The following is an 18818-nucleotide window of genomic DNA, read 5'->3' on the forward strand; positions in this document are numbered from 1 at the left end:
GACCAAAGGCAAAGCCACACAGTGGCTTTGCCTTTTTTTTATCGCTTCAGTACACCCAGACTTCCACCCGACGGTTCTTAACTCGGCCGCTGCCCGCATCGTTAGAGGCGACTGGAAGTTCGGAACCCATTCCATTGATTTCCTTGAGGAACACGCCACGTTTGTTGAGCTCGCGACGTACCGTCATCGCGCGCAGCTTGGAGAGGAGTGCGGCACGTGCCGGATCGCCCGTCGCGTCGCCGAAGCCCACCAGCGCGGCGCTGTCGGTGAGCTTGCCATTGACGCGCAGGTATTCAGCCACCCGCGCGAGGTCACGCTGGGCCTTGTTGTCCAGCTGGGCGCTGCCTTCCTCGAAGCGGAAGTTGACCGTCAGGCGCTGGGCTTCGCTCGCCAGCTGCTGATAGAAAACGGGCATGTCGACGAGTGCCGTTTGCCGAATCGCCTCGACGTGCTGGGCGACGTAGCCGGATCGCTCGACGATGCTTTGGCCAGCCCTGCTATGGATGAACTCGATGTAGGCCTCGGTCCAGGGCGACTGCTTGCGCGGATGGGCATAGAGGAACAGTCGGCGCGATAGCGGATAGTCCTCGGTCGCGACCAAGGCTCGGGAGGGCAGCATCGGTTGCGAGTCGCCGTCGGCGATGGCCAACGCCTTGGCCTTGCCCAGCGAGGCCAAGCCGGTGAAGCCGATGGCACCTGCGTCGAGGGTGACCGCGCGGGACAGTTCGTCGTTGGATTCATAGCGGCGTGCGTCGCTCCAGAGCGCCTTGCCCTGACGCGCCAGTACCAGCTCGTTGAAGGTGTCATAGGTGCCCGAGCGATCATCGCGAGCGTGCAGCCGCACCGGCAGGTCCGGACCGCCCAGTTCGCGCCAGTTGCGGATTTCACCCGCGAACAGCCCGGCCAGTTGTGCGGTGGTCAACGAATCGACAGCGTTGTTCGGGTGCACGACGATGGCCAGGCCGTCGATGGCAATGACCTGTTCCGCCTTGGCACTGCGCATGTCGCCAAGATCGACCAACTCGGCGCGCTCGCCGGTCTTGATCGGCCGGGAGGCTGCAGCCAGGTCGCCCTGGCCGTTCTTCAGGCCGGCGAAGCCGGTGCCGGTTCCGTGTGCAGCCACCGTGGCATACACCTGCTTGCCCTGAGGCGTGCGGGCACTGACGCGTTGTTCGTTCTCCACCTCGGTCGGGTGAATGCCGATGTCCTGAAAGCCTTCGGCCTCGAACAGCCCAGCGATGAGCATCGGCGCCAGCTTGGCGCCGACGGTATTGGAGCCATGGACGCGCAATACGGCAGCAGCGTCTGTGGGAACCGGCAGGGCAGCGAAACTGCCGTTGGCCGCAGCGAGCAGCAGCAGGGGCAGCGCCCGTTTCCTTAACCGTCCAATCAAGCCTGGCTTCATCTTGCGACCTCCTTGTAGAAGGCCGCGAGATTAAGACGATTCGGTTACCGAAAGATGACAGGCGAAACGCCGGAAGTAGGCAGGGTAGACGCCTTCAACGCAGCTCGATCCAGACCGGGCAGTGGTCGGATGGCTTTTCCATCGCGCGGATGTCGTAATCCACGCCGCAGTCGGTCACGCGTTCATGCAGTGCATGAGTGGTGAGGATGTAGTCGATACGCAGCCCTCGGCGTGGGTCGTCCTCGAAGCCGCGGCTGCGATAGTCGAACCAGCTGAAGCGATCGACGACCTCAGGGTTGAGGGTACGGAAGCTGTCCTGCAGGCCCCAGCCTTTGATCCGCTCGAGCCACTCGCGCTCCTCTGGCAGGAAGCTGCACTTGCCGGTACGCAGCCAGCGCTTGGCGTTCACCTCGCCGATGCCGATGTCGCAGTCCTGCGGGGAAATGTTGAAGTCACCCATCAGCGCCAGCGCTTCGTCCGGGCTGAAGCGCTGTTCGAGCAAGGCCTGCAGATCGGCGTAGAACTTGGTCTTGGCGGGGAACTTCACCGGATGCGCGCGGCTTTCGCCCTGAGGGAAGTAGCCATTCATGACGGTGACCGGCTGACCATTTGCATCGGCAAAGCGACCCCAGATGAAACGCTTCTGCGACTCCTCGCCATCGCTGGGAAAGCCCTTGTGAATCTCCAGCGGTGCCTGGCGCGAGAGCAGGGCGACCCCGTAGTGACCTTTCTGCCCGTGATAGTGGACGTGATAGCCGAGCGCCTCGATCTCCGCCTGGGGAAACTGTTCGTCAGAAACCTTGGTTTCCTGCAGGCCGATGACGTCCGGTTGGTGCTTTTCAATAATTGCAGAAAGTTGATGAGGTCTTGCGCGCAACCCGTTGATATTGAAAGAAACGATTTTCATGAGAGTCCGTGAAGGCTGTAATTGGCCGCAGGTCAGTGCAAGCATCAGCGCTGCTGACAAGCCAATCTGTCGTGGGCGGAAAACGCTGATTCTAGAGAGCTGCCGTCAGGCTTACCAACTGCTAGACGTCCGCCGCGTGGCGGGGCGGACGAAGCGCTGCTAAGTTGCAATCAATCTTCCTGAAAAAAGCCGAGAAGTTGCCATGCCGATGTCTGCCGAGGTTCGCACGCTCGATAGTGGTTATGACCGCGAAACACGCTCGCTGCTGTATCACGCCTACCGCCACGAACCGACCTTCGCCTACCTGTTCGAAGCCGACCGTCCCGGCTACCAGCAGCGTGTGCGTGCCACCGTGCGGGAACTGGTGAATCAGCATTTTTTACAACAACAACCAGCGCTCGGCCTGCTGCTGGATGATCGATTGATCGCCGTCGCTCTGATCGCGCCACCGCAACGCCGGCTGGATATCACCGAAAGCTGGGCCTGGCGCGCGCGCATGCTGCTGACTGCGGGGTTCCGCTGCACGCGCCGCTATCTGGATTATCACGCTGCGGTGCTGGCCTGCCTGCCCTCTGGCGCGGTGCATCTGCTGCCGCTGCTGGGTGTACATCCGCAGTTTCAGGGGCAGCATTACGGCGAGCAGCTGCTCCACGCCGTCCACGAATGGTGTGCCGAGGATGAAACCTCCCAGGGCTTGGTAATCGATACCGGCAACCCGCGTTACCTGAACTTCTACCAGCGACAGGGTTACGAGGAAATCGGCCAGATTGCTGTCGGGCCGGTGGTGGAGCACATCTTTTTCCATCCTGCGCCAAGGCGGATGGAAGCGGCGCGTTAGGTGTGGGCGAATTTTATCCGGGTGGGCCAGTCTGACTGGTCTGAAGCCACGCGATGTCAGCCGATGCCCGTCCCCCCGCAAAGCCACCTTACAGACTGTCTAACCAGCGGGTTCCGGCATCCCCGCGAGCCCGTGTTAGCATTGCGCGCCATGTGCAAATCGAACCGAATCGGCCCGCTGGTAGCCGCAGTCCTGATGTTGAGCGGCATTTCTGCCGGCGCCGCCGAACTGGACGTTCGTATCGAGCCACAGAGCCGGGCGCTTCGCGAGAATATCGAGAACTACATAGGTGACCTGGGCGATCGCGATGCCAACGAGCTGCTGCGCTACAGCCGGGTCGCGCAGCGCCAAGCCGAAAAAGCCCTGCAAGCGCTGGGCTACTATCGCAGCCGAATCCGAACCGATGTGCGTGAAGGCGATGAGCCGACTCTGGTGCTGCGCGTCCAGACTGGTGAGCCGGTGCGCCTGCGCAACATCACGGTCCGCCTGGACGGACCGGCAGCGGAGTTCTCGGGCTTTCGAGTCGCTCAGCGCACCCTGCGCCAGGGCGATGTGCTCAATCACGGCCGTTACGAGGACGTGAAACAGCAATTTCTCAACCAGGCTTCGCGCTATGGCTATTTCGATGGCCGCTTCACTCGCCAGCGGCTCGCGGTCGACCCGCGGGAAAACACTGCAGATGTCGAACTGGTTTTCGACAGTGGGCCACGCTACCGCCTGGGTGACGTGCGATTCGAAGGCGATGCGCCGTTCGACGACGACCTGCTCAGGCGCATGGTGCCGTTCGATGCCGATACCCCCTATGACTCCGAACTGATCGCCGAGCTTAGCCAGGCATTGCAGTCGAGTGGCTATTTCGAAGGTGTGCGCGTCGATGCCAACCCGACCAGCGCCAGTGAGCAGCGCATTCCCGTAGCGGTAGCGCTCACAACGCGCAAGCCGCGCACGTTCGGTCTTGGTCTGGGCTATTCCACCGATGTCGGGCCACGGGTTCGGCTGAACTGGACGCGCCACTGGGTAAATCCCCAGGGCCACAGCTATGGCGCCGAAACCGAGCTGTCCGCGCCGCGGCAGAACGTCGGACTCTGGTACGACATTCCGCTCGACCCGCCGCTGACCGACAAGCTGCGTTTCGTTGGCGGCTACCAGTACGAGGAAATTGCCGGTACCGATACGCTGAGCCGTCTGCTCAAGGTCGGCCCGGAATGGCACAGTCGGCTGCCCAGCGGTTGGCTGCGCGTGGTTTCGCTGAAGTGGCAGCACGAGGAATACAAGCTGGGCGATGACTCGGGGATCAGTACCTTGCTGATGCCTGGCATCGCTTACAGCTATCTGCGCAGTGACAATCGCATCGATCCAAGCAATGGCTACCGCCTGCAATTCGAAGTGGCGGCGGCCAAATCCGGCGTGCTGTCCGATGCTGATCTGGTTCACGCCAACGTGCTGCTGCGCGGGCTTACCACGCTCGGCCAGCGCCATCGTTTTCTCGGCAGGGTGCAGCTTGGTGGCAACTGGACGGATGAATACGTCAACGTGCCGCCATCGCTGCGCTATTTCGCCGGTGGCGATCAGAGCGTGCGTGGCTACGACTATCAGAGCCTGTCGCCAACCAACTCCGACGGCGACAAGATCGGCGGCCGCTACCAGTTCGCCGTGAGCGCGGAATACCAGTATTCGATCGCCGAAAAATGGCGCGTCGCGACCTTCGTCGACCAGGGCAACGCCTTCAACTCGCTGGAGATTCCCACCCTCAAAAGCGCCGTCGGTGTTGGTGTGCGCTGGGTTTCACCGGTCGGTCCGATTCGCGTCGACCTCGCTCATCCGCTGGACAGCGAAGGCGGCGTCCGCCTGCACTTTTCCATGGGGCCTGAGCTGTGAGGCGGATATTGCGTGGCCTAGGCTGGACATTGCTTGGGCTGGTCTTGTTGCTGGCCATCGCGCTCGGCACGTTGCTTGGTACGTCAGCCGGCAGTCGCTGGTTGCTGACACAGGTACCTGGTCTGACGGTCGAGGCGTTCGAAGGGCGCCTCGGCCAACGCTGGCAGGCCGATCGACTGATTTGGGAACAGGATGGCAGCCGCGTGGAGGTTCAGCAGCCCCGACTCGCCTGGTCGCCGGCTTGCCTGCTCAAGCGCACCCTGTGTATCGATGAGCTGGTGACGGGAAGTATCGAGCTCAATTTTCCTCCGAGCGAACCGGACCCCAACGCCGAGCCTTTCAGCCTGCCGGATATCAACTTGCCGTTGGCTTTGCAGGTAGAGCGCATCGAGATCGGGCAGGTAACGCTCAATGACGCCGAGCAATTGCGGCGCCTGCAGCTGCAGGCGAACTGGCGTGCTGACGGCCTGGATATACAGCGCCTGGATGTGCGCCGGGATGATCTCGATCTGACGCTGACCGGCCGTCTGCAGCCCAGCGGTAACTGGCCGCTGCAGCTGCAAGGGCAGGCTGCGCTGCAGTCCCCGGACGAACAGCCCTGGGCGCTGATGATCGCCATCGAAGGGGATCTGCGCGAACAGCTGCAGTTGCAGGTCGAGAGTCAGGGCTACCTGCAGGGCAGCCTCAGCGGTCATGTGCGTGCGCTGGACGAGCAGCTGCCTGCGACCGTCAGGCTCAATGCCGACGGTTTCAAGGCGCTGCCTGATCTGCCGGAAACCTTGCGCCTGGATGATCTGGAGCTGACGGCAAGCGGCAACATGCAGGACGGCTATCGTCTGCTCGGCACCACCCAGTTACCGGGAGAGGGCGGCGCCGTGCGGGTCGCGCTCGAAGGTGTCGTCAGTACCACCGGCGCGCAGATCGCCACGCTGGAACTGGACGCCGGCCAACAGCGTCACGTACGCCTGAGTGGAGATGTCGACTGGCAGGACGGCTTGGCCGCGAACGCCGATCTGCTCTGGCGTGATTTTCCCTGGCGACGGTTCTATCCAGAGATCGAAGAGCCACCGGTAACGTTGCGCGAACTCAAGGCACAAATTCAGTACCAGGATGGCAACTACCTCGGTAACTTCGAATCAGCCATGACCGGTCCCGCTGGGGACTTCACGCTGAACAGCCCGGTCAGCGGTAATCTCGAGGCGGTGCACCTGCCGCAACTGGAACTGCGAGCCGGGCAGGGAAGTGCCACGGGGTCGGTCAGTGTCGGCTTCGCCGATGGCATCGACTGGAAAGCCGATCTGGCCCTGAGCGATCTTGATCCGGCGTACTGGCTGGCAGAATTGCCGGGCAACCTCGGCGGCACCTTGCAAAGCCAGGGCGCCTTGCGTGATGAGCGCCTGCAGGCCGAGGCCAGCCTGGATATCAACGGACGGTTGCGTGGGCAGAACACCAGCCTTCAGCTGCAGGCCAGCGGCGAGGGCGAGCGCTGGAATCTGCCTGTCATTGATCTGCGCATGGGCGACAACCGTGTGCACGGTGAGGGCACCTGGGCGCAAACACTGGACGGGCGCGTACAGCTGGAACTGCGTCGCCTGGCGCAACTGTGGCCGGATCTTCGCGGGCAACTGAGCGGTGAGGTGACGTTGGGTGGCACCGCTGCGGCGCCGAGCGGAAAGATTGAGCTCAGCGGTCGCAATCTCGCCTACCAGGACAATCGATTGCGCCGGCTCAACCTTCAGGGTCAGCTATCGGATGGCGAGCGTGGCCGACTGGTGCTCAACGCCGAAAGTATTCGAGCAGGTGAAACCGATCTCGGCGCGCTACAGGTCAATGCCGACGGCAGCGCAGACAAGCATCAGGCAGACCTGCGCTTGCAGGGCCCATTGCTTGACCTGGCGCTGGCCGTCGACGGCGGACTAAGTGGCGAGGACTGGCTGGGGCGGCTGACACGCGGCGAACTCAGTGCCGAACAGCAGAACTGGGCATTGCAACGGCCAGCCACGTTGCAGCGCTTCGCCGACGGCCGACTAGAGCTCGGCGCGCATTGCTGGCTCTCCGGTCCTGCCAGTCTTTGCGCCGTGGATCAGCGCATCATGCCTGATCCACGGATTCGTTACCGGCTGCGCGACTTTGCCTTGCAGTCCCTGGCCGAGTACCTGCCCGAGGACTTTCGCTGGCAAGGCGAACTGAATGCCGATATCGAACTGGACTTGCCTGCCAGTGGCCCCAATGGACGGGTTCAGGTCGATGCAGGTCCGGGCGTGCTGCGGATTCGTGATGCGGATGAATGGCACGACTTTCCCTACCAGACTCTTGTGCTCAACAGCCGGCTGCTGCCGGAGCGGATCGACAGTGAGCTGCGCTTCCAGGGCGGAGAACTTGGCGAACTCGATGTGCAGGTCCGCATCGATCCGCGCCCGGAGAACAAGCCAATCTATGGCGAGTTTCGTCTGAGCGGTCTCGATCTTGCCGTGGCGCGTCCGTTCGTGCCGATGGTCGAGCGCTTGCGCGGTCAGCTGAACGGCAGTGGACAGCTCTCCGGCAGCCTTCGGCAACCCACGCTCAATGGGCAACTGCTGCTCAGTGGTGGCGAAATAGCCGGTAGCGAGCTGCCTACCACGTTCGAGGATCTGCGCGTTCGCATGCTGATCGAGGGCGAGCGGCTGAGCATCGATGGCGATTGGCGGGCCGGCGATCAAGGGCGCGGCAATCTGAGCGGCACGCTGGACTGGCGCGATGCAGTGGACCTGGACCTGGCCATAAAAGGCAGTCGCTTGCCCGTGGTGGTCGAGCCCTACGCGGATCTTGAAGTCGAGCCCGATCTGCGTATCGTGCTGAGCGGCCAGGACCTCGCCGTCAGTGGACGGGTTGCGGTGCCGCGGGGTGCAATCACCGTCCGCGAGCTGCCGCCGACGACGGTCAGAGTTTCCGAAGACACGGTCATCGTTGGCCGCGAGGCCGAAGAACCGGCTACGCCGCTGGCGGTGAAAATGGATATCGATGTCGAGGTGGGGCAGGATCGTCTGCGCTTCACCGGTTTCGGCCTGACTGCCGATCTCGCCGGATATCTGCACATCGGCGACAACCTCGATGCACGGGGCGAGCTGCAGCTGAAGAACGGCCGCTACCGCGCCTATGGCCAGCGGCTGACCATCCGCCGTGCCGAGCTGCTGTTCACCGGTCTGATCAGCCAGCCGTTCCTCAATATCGAAGCGATACGTCGAATCGAGGCGGAGAACGTCGTCGCCGGCCTGCGCATTACCGGCAGTGCCGAGCAGCCGCGGATCGATGTGTTTTCCGAGCCGGCCATGAGTCAGGAGCAGGCGCTGGCCTATCTGGTGCTAGGCAGGCCGTTGGGTGCGGACACTGGCGATAGCAATCTGTTGGCGCAGGCGGCGCTGGGTCTCGGCCTCGCCGGCAGTTCATCCATAACCGGTGGGCTGGCGCAACGCCTGGGGATCCAGGATTTCCAGCTGGACACCGAGGGCACCGGAGCCGGTACCAGCGTGGTCGCCACCGGACGTCTGACCGAACGGCTGGCGTTGCGCTACGGCGTCGGCGTATTCGAGCCAACCAATACCATCGCGCTGCGCTACCAACTGACTCGCCGAATCTTCCTCGAAGCTGCCAGCGGTCTGGCCAGCTCGCTGGACGTGTTCTATCGCCGCGATTTCTGATCAGCTGCTGCGCCGCGCATGGATGCACCACCCCGACGCAGGTAACTCCTGCAGCAGCGTGAGTCGCACCAAAGCGCATCAAACACGACTGGCAGGCGCACCAGAGTGGGCTACGCTGATTTTCGCTTTCCGTGCCATTCGTACTTGCTGGACGGAATCGTGCGGATCTTGACCGGTCGGTCTGCTTTGCAGGTCGATTCGATCACCTAATCTGGCGCGATTGCCCCAAGCCCAACGAGCGAATGCAGTGGTAGCATCCACGCTTCCGACCGTCGCGGTTATAACCGCGCGACGCTCTAGCACGAGTCTTGCAAAGCGCCTGCCGCCTCAGCGCTTACAAGCTCCAGAGGCGGACCGGAATCGTCGTTACCTGGTCGCTGAAAAACCACCGCCACAAGCGTCATGTTTTTCAACGGCTCCACGGTAGCGCGACCCTAACGCGAGGGAACTCGCTTATAAGAAATAAGGTGCTCGAATGGAATTTCTGAACAACCTCGTAAATAGCGTCAATGGCCTCGTCTGGGGCCCGCCCATGCTGGTGCTGATCCTTGGTACCGGTCTGTTCCTGATGATCTTCCTCAAGTTCATGCCATTGACACGCATCCCGACCGGCTTTGCGCTGATGTGGCGTGGACGTACCAAGGGTGACGAAGCGACGGGCGAGATCAGTCCGTTTCAGGCACTGATGACCTCGCTGGCGGCAACCGTGGGTACCGGCAACATTGCCGGTGTGGCCACCGCCATCTTCCTCGGCGGCCCGGGTGCGTTGTTCTGGATGTGGTGCACTGCGTTGGTCGGTATGGCCACTAAGTATTGCGAAGTCGTACTGGCAGTCCACTACCGCGAGAAGGACGACCGAGGCGAGCATGTCGGCGGTCCGATGTATGCCATCAAGAACGGTCTGGGCAAGAAGTGGATCTGGCTGGGAACAGCCTTCGCCATCTTCGGCGGCCTGGCGGGCTTCGGCATCGGCAACATGGTGCAGGTCAACAGCATGGCCCATGCCCTGGAAACCACCTTCGCGGTACCGTTGTGGGCAACCGGCCTGGTCACCATGGTGATCGTCGGGCTGGTGATCCTTGGTGGTATCCGCCGCATCGGGGTGGTGGCTGCATCGCTCGTTCCGTTCATGTGCCTGGCCTACCTGATTGCCGCTGCGGTGGTACTGGTAGTCAATGTCTCGGCGATTCCGGCAGCATTCGACCTGATCTTCACCCACGCCTTCACCCCGATCGCTGCCACCGGTGGCTTTGCCGGCGCTGCGGTCATGGCGGCAATTCGCTTTGGTGTCGCCCGCGGCATCTTCTCCAACGAGGCGGGCCTTGGCACCGCCGGTATCGCCCAGGCAGCCGGCACCACCACCAGTTCGGTACGCTCGGGCATGATCGGCATGCTGGGGACGTTCATCGACACCATCATCGTCTGCTCGATGACCGGTCTGGCGATCATCTGCACTGGCGTCTGGACCAGCGGCGAAAGTGGTGCGGCACTGTCCGCAGCGGCCTTCGAATCAGCCATGCCAGGTATCGGCGGCATCATCCTGACCATCGCCCTGGTGGTCTTCGCCTTCACTACCATCCTCGGCTGGAGCTATTTCGGCGAGAAGTGCTGGGAGTTCCTGGTCGGCACCCGGGCCATCTGGCCGTTCCGGGTGATCTGGGTACTGGCCGTGCCGTTCGGTGCGATCGCCCAGCTCGACTTCGCCTGGCTGCTGGCCGATACGCTCAACGGTCTGATGGCGATCCCCAACCTGATCTCGCTGCTGCTGCTGAGTCCGGTGGTGGTCAAGCTGACCAAGGAATATTTCGCACGTAGTTGATGTCCGATATCGGCCATCTTTCAAAGCCGTGGGGCTGACTGAGGTTCCACGGCTTTTTTCTGCCTCTGTGCATCAAGGAGCCAAGCAATGTCTGAAATCACTCTGAAAGGCGCGCCCGTCCAGGTAGCCGGTGAATTCCCGCAAGTCGGTCAGCAGGCCAAGGCATTCAGCCTGGTTGGTGCTGATCTCGCCAATGTCGAACTCTCGGCGTTCGCCGGCAAGCGCAAGATCCTCAATATTTTCCCGAGCGTTGATACCCCGACCTGTGCCACTTCGGTGCGCAAGTTCAATACGCAGGCCAATGCGCTGGCGAATACCGTGGTGCTCTGTATCTCCGCAGATCTGCCGTTCGCGCAGAAGCGCTTCTGCGGCGCTGAGGGGCTGGAAAATGTGGTCAACCTGTCGACCATGCGTGGCGCCGAGTTTCTCGTGAACTATGGCGTGGCGATTGCCAGTGGGCCTCTGGCGGGCGTTGCAGCGCGGGCAGTTGTCGTGTTGGACGAGCAGGATCGCGTGCTGCATAGCGAACTGGTCGGCGAGATCGGCAGCGAGCCGAACTACGAGGCGGCCATCGCTTCGCTCGCCTGATTTCGTCGCTTAGCGACACGCAAACGGCGAGGCGCTCTACTACGAGGCCTCGCCGTTTCGTTTCTGACGGCGGAAAACCATCGCCGGATGCCGAACCGCTTGTCGTCGTCAATTAGCGCAAACGTCCACGGGCTACTAATTTCTCTCACGCCACCCGGCTCAGGAGTTCCGGGTGTGGAGAAGTCTGCAAAAGTCGCAAATAGGCAGCTTTTCAAAAATCTTTTCGCTCGGCTGCTGTCATAGCGCTGATGCCCATTGAATGGATTCATTTATGCCTACTTCAGAGATCAAGAGAATCGGTGTTTCCGGAACCGGAATGATCGCCCGCGGCTTTATCCGGTTGATCAGAAATCACTATCCGGACATGCAAATCTCCCGCGTTCTGACACGCCGCCCGCTTTCTTCGATGGCTGACTTTCCGCTAGCGGATGCGCTCACCAATTCACTGGACGAGCTGATCGACCATTCCGATCTGGTCGTTGAGTGCAGCGGTGACGTGTTCCACGGAACGTCGGTCATCGAACGTGCATTCGAGGCCGGGCTGAAAGTGGTTACCGTCAATGCCGAGCTGCAGGTAACCACCGGTTCCTATCTGGCAGGTAAAGGCTTCCTGACCGAAGCGGAGGGCGACCAGCCTGGCTCTCTTGCTGCGTTGCGCGAAGATGCTCTGCAGATGGGTTTCGAGCCGCTGGTCTACGGCAATATGAAAGGCTACCTGAACCATGATCCTTCGCCGGAGGACATGGCTTACTGGGCCAATCGCCAGGGAATCAGCATCGACCAGACCACTTCGTTTACCGACGGCACCAAGGTGCAGATCGAGCAGGTGATCATCGGCAACGGTCTCGGCGCGACCATCACCCGCCAGGGCATGGAAGGGCTGGCCTCGACCAACCTGGACGATAGCGCCAGTCTGCTCGGCATGCTGGCCGAGCGGGCAGGGCAGCCGATCGTCGATTACGTCATTCCTTCCGGCTATCCGGCCGGTGGCGTGTTTCTGGTCGGCAAGCACGACGAGGATCAGGCGCGCGCCATCGAGTACTTCAAGCTAGGTCGTGGGCCGTTCTACACCCTGGTGCGTCCGTTCCACCTGTGTTCACTGGAAGTCGGCAAGACCGTGCGCCGCGTGCTGAATGGAGGCGGCGTGCTGCTCAATAATTCCACTGAGCCGACCCTGGGCGTTGCCGCGATCGCCAAGCGTGCGATGAAACCGGGCGAGTTGATCGAACGCGGTATCGGTGGTTTCCAGTTCCGTGGCGAGGCCATCAAGCTGGCTCAGCATCCGGACCACGTACCGATCGGCCTGCTGCGCAAGACTGCTCTCAAGCGCGCCGTCGAGCCGGGCCAGATCATCACCTTCGACGACATCGACATCCTGCCGAGTCGTGCGCTGGATATCGTCATGGAACAGCGCAAACCGCGTCTGGTGGAAGTCGAGAGCAAGGCCGACGCCTGGACTACACCGAGCATCAACACGATGGGTATGCTGGCCTTCGGTGGCTGAGCGTTACCCTTTCGAGAAAAAGGCCGCTGTCATCCGACAGCGGCCTTTTTGTTTCTGCGTGACTTCTCTGCGTGACCTCGACGAAACGATGAGCTGCAATGCAGCGGCACTCAGGCCTTGTGCATGGACCAGTAACGAAGCCGGAACAGGTCACGCTCGCCAAGCAGTGTCACGCCGGCGGCGAATGCTGCGAGCACCAGCCCGATATACAGGCACAGCTCAATCAGCCCATGTGGCTGCGGCACGAAATGCAGCGCAGCGGCCACCACGACTGCTGTCGCCAGCCAGCGGGCCAGTACCGCGACGCCAGCCCCTTTCGGCGAGGCGCGATAGACGAACAGTCCCATGAACATCGCCTGCAATGCTGCGCCACTGGAGAAGGCCAATGCCAGGCCGGCGGCCCCGTAATGCCGGTAAAGCGCAGCATCCAGACCGATCGTCATGGCTGAGCTGATCAGCGTGATCACCAGAAACAGGCGGACCTGATGCTGAGCGAGCAATGCGCGCCCCCAGAGCAGGGCGAGACCCATCGCCGGCAGGCCAAGCGCGTAGATGACCATCAACGATGCCGTGGCCTGGGTCTGGGCGGCGCCGAACTCGCCACGCTCCAGCAGCACCGAAACCACGGCTTCCGGAAAGGAGCAAAGCACCACGGTCGCCGGGACCAGGAACAGAAGCGTTGCCAGCAGGCCCTTGCGGATCACTGCGGCATGGCCGGTGTGATCCTGGTCGTTCCAGCTGGCCGAGAACTGCGGGAACAGCACTGACAGCACCGACATCGCATACAGCGTCAGCGGTATGGTTACGATGCGGAACGCAAACGACAGCATGGTAATGCTGCCTTCCTCAAGAAACGAGGCGAACATCCGCTCTGCCAGTATGCAGGCCTGCTGTGCGCCGGCGGCCAGCAGCACGGGGGCGAAGGCCAGGCCGAACTGGCTGCCGTGGCCTTTCTCCAGTGCTTGTGCTTCTCCTCTCAGGTAGCGAATGCGGCGGTGCTGCACAACGATCAGGACGAGCTGAGGCAACAGCATGCCAAGGAAGATCGCCATGCCGCTGGGTTCGAACAGGAGGATGCCGATGATCGCTCCGGCATTGAGCAGCAGCGTCCGGGTCATCGGCAGGATGAACACGTTGTCCATGTTCAACAATGCGCCCTGGCAGTACAGCGCTGCCTGCACCCCGATCAGCAGTGCGCCGACGCAGAAGACCAGTTGGCCGTTGGCGACCTGTTCCGGGGTCCAGCCCGGCGCGAGTGCATTCAGCACCCAATAGCTGGTCAGCAATATCACGAGGCAGACTGCGCCACCGAGCAGCATGATGCGCCAGTAAAGCCAGCGCGCCACCGCCTCGAACAGCGATTGCGACTGGCTGCGCAGCTTTTGCAGGTACGGGATCAAGGCGTCGCGCAACGCCAGGCCAAGGAAATTTTCGAAGAAGAGCGGAAGTATCAGCGCTACGAAGATGAGATCCGCTTCCCAGCTGAGGCCGAAGGAGCGGGCGATGAACAGATCGCGCAGGAAACCGAGAAGAAAACTGGCGACAGTGAGCGCCAGGATGACCAGCGATACATTCATTCCTTGATCCTTTGCGGCCATCGATGCGATGGCCCGTTAACGACACGACAATGTCCGATTCGACGTGCTGGCAGACGCCTGGCCTGCTCACAGCTTTTCTTCACGTGCAAACCCGGTGCAGCGAGAAGAACGGTAAATAGACTTAAGACCTGCTGCATGGTTCCGGGGCGACGCGGTCAAACCGGGCTGACATACATGTCGATACGTAAAAATGCCGTAAAGGCACTTTGCGAGCGGTTCGCGACTGCTTATGGTTCACGCTCCTTTTCAAGCGAACGCCGTTCATGTCCGAGGCTCACTCCAATCCCGCTCGTTTCAGCCCTCGCTGGCTGCTCCTCATCCTTGCCGTGGCCGCCATCGGCCTGCTGGTCTGGTGGCTATGGCCGGCGCCGCAGGAAACGCCGCAGCGTCCCGGCGGCCGGCCAGGCTTTGGTGCGTTTGGCGGACCGGTTCCCGTGCGCGTCGCCAAGGTGGAGCAGGGCGAGTTCGAGGTGTTCAACAAGGCGCTTGGCAGCGTAACGCCGCTCAATACCGTGAATCTGCGCAGCCGCGTAGGCGGGGAGCTGGTTGAACTGCGTTTCGAGGAAGGTCAACGCGTGAAGAAGGGCGACCTGCTGGCGGTGATCGATCCACGCCCTTACAAGGTGGCGTTGCAGCAGGCCGAGGGGACCTTGCAGCAGAACCGTGCCCAGCTGAAGAACGCCCAGGTCGACTTCGAGCGCTATCGCGGGCTCTTCGCCGATGACAGCATCGCCAAGCAGACCCTCGATACCCAAGAAGCGCTGGTCAGCCAGTATCAGGGCACGCTGGCAGCCAACCAGGCATCGGTCAACGAGGCACGGCTGAACCTGGAGTTCACCCAGATTCGCTCACCCATCGATGGCCGCGTCGGCCTGCGCCAGCTCGATGTCGGCAACCTGGTCGCGGCCAATGACACCACGCCGCTGGTGGTGATCACCCAGACCCAGCCGATGTCGATCAGCTTCACGCTCCCTGAAGGCGATCTGTTGCCGGTGCTGACCCGCTACCGTCAGGGTGACAAGCTGGCCGTGCAGATCTGGGATCGCGGTGAAAAGCTCATGTTCGGTGAAGGCTTGCTGGAAAGCATCGACAACCAGATCGACGCCACCACTGGCACCCTGCGGCTGAAGGCGCGTTTTGACAATGAGCAGGAACTGCTCATCCCCAACCAGTTCGTCAATGTTCGCCTGCGCGTGGAAACCCTGAGCGATGCGGTACTGATTCCCTCGGCTGCGTTGCAGTTCGGCTCGCGCGGCACATTCGCCTATGTCGTTGGCGAGGACAACAAGGTGCAGCTGCGCCTGCTCAAGGCCGGGCCGAGCAATGGCGAAACGACCGTGGTGCTGGAGGGGTTGGAGGTCGGTGAACGCGTGGTGATGGAAGGTACCGACCGACTGCGCGACGGTGCCGAGGTGGAAGTGGTCGGCAGTCGTCGCATGGCCGAAGAGGCCGCCGAGAATCCCGTGCTCGGGGGTGACGAGGCCGCGGAGCGCGAGGCGCAATGAACATCTCCCGCCTGTTCATCCTGCGCCCGGTCGCGACCACGCTGAGCATGGTCGCGATCCTGCTGGCCGGCTTGATCGCCTACAAGTTGCTGCCGGTGGCTGCGCTGCCACAGGTGGATTACCCGACCATCCGCGTGATGACACTCTATCCAGGCGCCAGCCCGGAAGTGATGACCAGCGCGGTGACCGCACCGCTGGAGCGTCAGTTCGGGCAGATGCCGGGCCTGGCGCAGATGTCGTCGACCAGTTCCGGCGGTGCCTCGGTGATCACCTTGCGCTTTTCGCTGGACGTCGCCCTGGATGTGGCTGAGCAGGAGGTGCAGGCGGCGATCAACGGGGCGAACAACCTGTTGCCCAACGACCTGCCGGCACCGCCGGTGTACAACAAGGTCAACCCGGCCGACACGCCGGTACTGACCCTGGCGGTGACCTCCGAATCGCTGCCGTTGCCCAAGCTGCACGATCTGGTCGATACACGGATGGCGCAGAAACTGGCGCAGATCAACGGCGTCGGCATGGTCAGCATCGCCGGCGGGCAGCGACCGGCGGTGCGTATTCGCACCAATCCCGAGGCGCTGGCGGCCTATGGGCTGTCGCTGGCCGACGTGCGTTCGCTGATCACCAGCTCCAACGTCAACCAGCCCAAGGGCAACTTCGACGGTCCGACCCGGGTGTCGATGCTCGATGCCAATGACCAGCTGAAGACGCCGGAGGAATACGCCGAGCTAATCCTGACCTATCAGGATGGCGCAGCCCTGCGGCTGAAGGATGTCGCCGATATCGTCGACGGCGCCGAAAACGAGCGCCTCGCGGCCTGGGCCAACGAGAGCCAGGCGGTGCTGCTGAATGTCCAGCGTCAGCCGGGCGCCAATGTCATCGATGTGGTCGAACGCATCCAGGCGCTGCTACCGGAAGTGACCGCCAGCATGCCGGCCGGGCTCGATGTGGTTGTCCTAACCGACCGCACCCAGACCATCCGTGCCGCGGTTACCGATGTACAGCATGAGCTGATGCTCGCCACCTTCCTGGTGGTGATGGTGACCTTCGTCTTCCTCAAGAAGCTCTCGGCCACGGTGATTCCATCGATTGCCGTGCCGCTGTCGCTGGTCGGCACCTTTGCGGTGATGTACGTCTGCGGCTTCTCCCTGAACAACCTGACATTGATGGCGCTGACCATCGCCACGGGCTTCGTGGTGGACGACGCCATCGTCATGCTGGAGAACATCGCGCGGCATCTGGAGGAGGGCGAGACACCGCTCAATGCGGCGCTCAAGGGCGCACGGCAGATTGGTTTTACGCTGATCTCGCTGACCTTCTCGCTGATCGCCGTGCTGATTCCGCTGCTATTCATGCAGGACGTCGTCGGCCGGCTGTTCCGCGAATTCGCCATTACCCTGGCGGTGGCGATTCTGATCTCGCTGGTGGTCTCGCTGACGCTGACGCCGATGATGTGCGCCAAGCTGCTCAAGCCGCACAGTGTCGCCGAGGCCAAGCCGGACTGGGTCGAGCGGCTGATCGGCGGCTACTCGCGCTGGCTGACCTGGGTGCTGCGTCACCAGACGCTGACCCTGCTGGTAGCGGTGGCCACGCTCGGCCTGACCGTTGTGCTCTATCTCGCTGTGCCCAAGGGCTTCTTCCCGGTGCAGGACACCGGTGTCATTCAGGGCATCAGCGAAGCGCCGCAGTCGATTTCCTTCCGCGCCATGAGCGAGCGTCAGCAGGCGCTGGCCCGGGTGATCCTCGCCGACCCGTCGGTGCAAAGCCTGTCGTCCTATATCGGCGTGGATGGCGACAACGTCACGCTCAACAGTGGTCGTCTGCTGATCAACCTCAAGCCCCACGGCGAGCGCGACCTGACCGCTAGCCAGATCATCGATCGGCTTCGACCGGAGCTGGCCAAGGTGCCGGGCATCGAGCTGTATCTGCAGCCGGTACAGGATCTATCCATCGAGGATCGCGTCAGCCGCACGCAGTTCCAGTTCAGCCTGGAAACGCCGGACAGCGAGCTGCTGCAGGAGTGGACGCCGCGCCTGGTCGAGGCCCTGCGTGAGCGGCCGGAACTGACCGATGTGGCGAGCGACCTGCAGAGCAATGGCCTGCAGATCTACCTGGATATCGATCGCGACGCGGCGGCGCGATTGGGCATTCAGGTGGCGGACATCACCGATGCGCTGTACGACGCCTTCGGCCAACGGCAGATATCCACCATCTTCACCCAGGCCAGCCAGTATCGCGTGGTGCTGGAGGCGGAGGCGGGCAATCGCCTCGGCCCGCAGGCGCTGGAGCAGCTGTTCGTGCAGAGCGAAGGTGGCACACCGGTGCGCCTTTCGAGCCTGGCAACCTTTGAGCAGCGCAACGCGCCGCTGCTGATCAACCATATCGGCCAGTTCCCGGCGGTGACCCTTTCGTTCAACCTGGCCAGCGGCGTGTCGCTGGGCAAGGCGGTGGAGGTGATCGAGGCGGTGGAGCAGCAGATCGGTCTGCCCGCCGGCATCCAGACGCGCTTCCAGGGCGCTGCCGAGGCGTTCCGCGCCTCGCTGTCGAGCACGCTGCTGCTGATTTTCGCCGCGGTGGTGACCATGTACATCGTGCTCGGCGTGCTCTACGAGAGCTACATCCATCCGATTACCATCCTCTCGACGCTGCCCTCGGCGGCGGTAGGCGCCTTGCTCGCGCTGCTGCTGACCGGCAACGATCTGGGCCTGATCGCGATCATTGGCATCATCCTCTTGATCGGCATCGTCAAGAAGAACGCAATCATGATGATCGACTTCGCCCTGGAGGCCGAACGGCACCAGGGCATGAGCCCGCAGGATGCGATCTACCGCGCGGCACTGCTGCGTTTCCGGCCGATCCTGATGACCACCCTGGCGGCGCTTTTCGGTGCGATTCCGCTGATGCTGGCGTCCGGTTCCGGCGCCGAGTTGCGCCAGCCGCTGGGCCTGGTGTTGGTTGGCGGGCTGCTACTGAGTCAATTGCTGACGCTGTTCACCACACCGGTGATCTACCTGTTCTTCGACCGCCTCGGCCAGCGCTTCGGGCGTCGACGCGAGCCGCTGCTGGAGGCTGAAGCGTGAGCCAGCCTGTGACCGTGCGGGG

General features: G+C 62.5%; 11 protein-coding genes. 8 read left to right on the top strand and 3 right to left on the bottom strand.

Features of this window, described 5'->3' with window-relative positions; all coding sequences use genetic code 11:
* Positions 1 to 46: 46 nt before the first annotated feature.
* A complete protein-coding gene (locus tag PSEST_RS10390) occupies positions 47 to 1405 on the bottom strand; it encodes a substrate-binding domain-containing protein (protein ID WP_015276947.1) in 1359 nt (452 codons plus the stop codon).
* Positions 1406 to 1499: 94 nt separating this feature from the next.
* Positions 1500 to 2312 (bottom strand): exodeoxyribonuclease III, encoded by an 813-nt coding sequence (gene xthA, locus PSEST_RS10395; protein ID WP_015276948.1) that lies wholly within the window; start codon positions 2310 to 2312, stop codon positions 1500 to 1502.
* A gap of 202 nt (positions 2313 to 2514) precedes the next feature.
* Between xthA and PSEST_RS10400 the strand changes: the two genes are divergently transcribed.
* The 6 genes from PSEST_RS10400 (at position 2515) to PSEST_RS10425 (ending at position 12616) form a co-directional block, all read left to right on the top strand.
* Positions 2515 to 3150 (top strand): GNAT family N-acetyltransferase, encoded by a 636-nt coding sequence (locus PSEST_RS10400; protein ID WP_015276949.1) that lies wholly within the window; start codon positions 2515 to 2517, stop codon positions 3148 to 3150.
* A 195-nt stretch (positions 3151 to 3345) separates the two neighbouring features.
* Positions 3346 to 5028, top strand: a complete 1683-nt coding sequence (locus PSEST_RS10405; RefSeq protein ID WP_232422580.1) for an autotransporter assembly complex protein TamA — start codon at positions 3346 to 3348, stop codon at positions 5026 to 5028.
* On the top strand, positions 5025 to 8705 hold the full coding sequence (locus PSEST_RS10410) for a translocation/assembly module TamB domain-containing protein (RefSeq protein WP_041756607.1): 3681 nt from the start codon (positions 5025 to 5027) through the stop codon (positions 8703 to 8705). Before PSEST_RS10405 ends, PSEST_RS10410 begins: the two co-directional genes overlap by 4 nt.
* Before the next feature lie 475 nt (positions 8706 to 9180).
* Positions 9181 to 10524 (top strand): alanine/glycine:cation symporter family protein, encoded by a 1344-nt coding sequence (locus tag PSEST_RS10415; RefSeq protein ID WP_015276952.1) that lies wholly within the window; start codon positions 9181 to 9183, stop codon positions 10522 to 10524.
* 87 nt (positions 10525 to 10611) lie between these two features.
* Complete coding sequence (gene tpx / locus PSEST_RS10420) at positions 10612 to 11112, top strand: thiol peroxidase (protein WP_015276953.1); 501 nt, start codon at positions 10612 to 10614, stop codon at positions 11110 to 11112.
* A 316-nt stretch (positions 11113 to 11428) separates the two neighbouring features.
* Positions 11429 to 12616 (top strand): NAD(P)-dependent oxidoreductase, encoded by a 1188-nt coding sequence (locus tag PSEST_RS10425; protein WP_041756609.1) that lies wholly within the window; start codon positions 11429 to 11431, stop codon positions 12614 to 12616.
* Between the two features lie 110 nt (positions 12617 to 12726).
* Here PSEST_RS10425 and PSEST_RS10430 read toward each other — a convergent pair whose 3' ends face one another.
* Positions 12727 to 14193 (bottom strand): lipid II flippase MurJ, encoded by a 1467-nt coding sequence (locus PSEST_RS10430; RefSeq protein ID WP_015276955.1) that lies wholly within the window; start codon positions 14191 to 14193, stop codon positions 12727 to 12729.
* Between the two features lie 284 nt (positions 14194 to 14477).
* On the opposite strand from PSEST_RS10430, the gene PSEST_RS10435 reads away from it, so the two are divergent.
* On the top strand, positions 14478 to 15719 hold the full coding sequence (locus PSEST_RS10435; RefSeq protein ID WP_015276956.1) for an MdtA/MuxA family multidrug efflux RND transporter periplasmic adaptor subunit: 1242 nt from the start codon (positions 14478 to 14480) through the stop codon (positions 15717 to 15719).
* The gene (locus PSEST_RS10440; RefSeq protein ID WP_015276957.1) at positions 15716 to 18796 is read left to right on the top strand and encodes an MdtB/MuxB family multidrug efflux RND transporter permease subunit; all 3081 of its coding nucleotides are present in this window, start codon (positions 15716 to 15718) and stop codon (positions 18794 to 18796) included. The genes PSEST_RS10435 and PSEST_RS10440 overlap by 4 nt, the downstream gene beginning before the upstream one ends.
* Positions 18797 to 18818 lie beyond the last annotated feature (22 nt).

The sequence above is a fragment of the Stutzerimonas stutzeri RCH2 genome (assembly GCF_000327065.1).
Classification (GTDB): Bacteria; Pseudomonadota; Gammaproteobacteria; order Pseudomonadales; family Pseudomonadaceae; genus Stutzerimonas; species Stutzerimonas stutzeri_AE.

Coding starts and splice junctions, on each gene's coding strand:
- PSEST_RS10390 (WP_015276947.1), bottom strand. CDS start 1,405: ATGAAGCCAGGCTTGATTGGACGGTTAAGGAAACGGGCGCTGCCCCTG.
- xthA (WP_015276948.1), bottom strand. CDS start 2,312: ATGAAAATCGTTTCTTTCAATATCAACGGGTTGCGCGCAAGACCTCAT.
- PSEST_RS10400 (WP_015276949.1), top strand. CDS start 2,515: ATGCCGATGTCTGCCGAGGTTCGCACGCTCGATAGTGGTTATGACCGC.
- PSEST_RS10405 (WP_232422580.1), top strand. CDS start 3,346: ATGTTGAGCGGCATTTCTGCCGGCGCCGCCGAACTGGACGTTCGTATC.
- PSEST_RS10415 (WP_015276952.1), top strand. CDS start 9,181: ATGGAATTTCTGAACAACCTCGTAAATAGCGTCAATGGCCTCGTCTGG.
- tpx (WP_015276953.1), top strand. CDS start 10,612: ATGTCTGAAATCACTCTGAAAGGCGCGCCCGTCCAGGTAGCCGGTGAA.
- PSEST_RS10425 (WP_041756609.1), top strand. CDS start 11,429: ATGATCGCCCGCGGCTTTATCCGGTTGATCAGAAATCACTATCCGGAC.
- PSEST_RS10430 (WP_015276955.1), bottom strand. CDS start 14,193: ATGAATGTATCGCTGGTCATCCTGGCGCTCACTGTCGCCAGTTTTCTT.
- PSEST_RS10435 (WP_015276956.1), top strand. CDS start 14,478: ATGTCCGAGGCTCACTCCAATCCCGCTCGTTTCAGCCCTCGCTGGCTG.
- PSEST_RS10440 (WP_015276957.1), top strand. CDS start 15,716: ATGAACATCTCCCGCCTGTTCATCCTGCGCCCGGTCGCGACCACGCTG.